This is a genomic window from Arthrobacter sp. CAN_A2, assembly GCF_015752045.1.
In the GTDB taxonomy this organism is placed as follows: domain Bacteria; phylum Actinomycetota; class Actinomycetes; order Actinomycetales; family Micrococcaceae; genus Arthrobacter_D.
Genome location: NZ_JADOUS010000074.1, coordinates 1 through 1,269, shown reverse-complemented (window position 1 = coordinate 1,269; position 1,269 = coordinate 1). Strand labels below are relative to the sequence as shown.

Here is a 1,269-nt window from a genome sequence, read left to right as displayed (position 1 = left end):
TGCGCCTGCATGTGCCGGCGTTCGCCGGTGTTGTCCTGCTCCTGGCGGTGACCGCGCTGCCGTACACGGCGTTCATGTATCGCAGTGCCCTGGCCTCCTATGAGCGTCTGCTCGATGATGCCGCCCGCACCCTGGGTGCGCGCCCGGCCCAGGTGACCCGATACGTCCGGATGCCGTTGCTCGCGGGAGCAACAGCCCGGGCGTTCTTCCTCGCCTTCCTCGTCGGCTGGGGCGACTATGTGGTAACGCTGCTGGTAGGAGGCGGGCAACTCACCACCCTGCCGATGCTGCTCGGCGCCGCGGCATCATCGACCGGCAATGAGCAGCTCACGGCCGTCCTGTCCCTGGCCGTCATCGTCCCCCCGGTCATGATTCTGGCCGTCCTCGGGTTGCCGGCCCTGACCCGAAAGGCGGCCGCATGAGCTCCGCGCTTGACCTTCACGGTGTGTCGCGCTCGTTCGGGGGAACGCACGTCCTGCAGGACGTGTCCCTGAGCGTGCCCCTGTCGGGCTGCGTCGGGCTGTTGGGAGCCTCCGGTAGCGGCAAGTCGACGATCTTGCGCATCATCGGCGGACTCGAGGAACCCACCGCCGGGCAGGTGCTCGTCGATGGGCAGGACATGAGAACTGTTCCGGTCGAGCAGCGCGGGATGGCCCTGGTCTTCCAGAAGGCGCTGCTCTTTCCTCACCTGAACGTGATCGACAACGTGGCCTTTCCCGCGCGCATGGCGGGCCAGCGGCGCGCCGAAGCCCGCCGCCACGCCATGGACTACCTCGAGCTGGTGCAGTTGGCGGACTACGCGCGCAGGCCGGTCGGGAAGCTATCCGGCGGGCAGGAACAACGCATCTCCCTGGCGCGGGCACTGGCCCGCAACCCGCGCATCCTGCTCCTCGATGAGCCTTTCGCGTCCCTCGACGTGCAGCTCCGCGAGGACATGTACGAGCTGATCCAGACCATCCGGGCGCAGCTGGCGCCCACCATCGTGCTGGTCACCCACGACCGGCAGGAAGCATCGATCCTCGCCGACTCCATCGCCGTGCTCGAGGACGGCCGCATCCTCCAGCACGGCACCGTCCACCAGCTCCACTACCAACCCGCGACGCAAGCCGTGAACCGCCTCCTCGGCGGCCTCAACGCGATCCCCGGGTTGGTGAGCGACGGCAGGCACCACTCGGTCCTCGGTCACCTCCCAGTCCAGGACGACGCACCCGACGGCCCGGCTCTTCTGGTCGTACGTCAGGAAGCACTCACGCTCATCCCACCCGGGGA

Annotated in this window: 2 protein-coding genes; both read left to right on the top strand. The window is 68.3% G+C overall.

Annotation, left to right across the window (positions count from 1 at the left end; translation table 11 throughout):
* Nucleotides 1-422 (top strand): ABC transporter permease (locus IWX63_RS16650; RefSeq protein WP_199279259.1); only part of this gene is annotated, 422 nt, incomplete at its 5' end.
* A partial coding sequence (locus IWX63_RS16645) for an ABC transporter ATP-binding protein (RefSeq protein WP_199279258.1) occupies nucleotides 419-1,269 on the top strand: 851 nt, incomplete at its 3' end. The genes IWX63_RS16650 and IWX63_RS16645, both read left to right, overlap by 4 nt.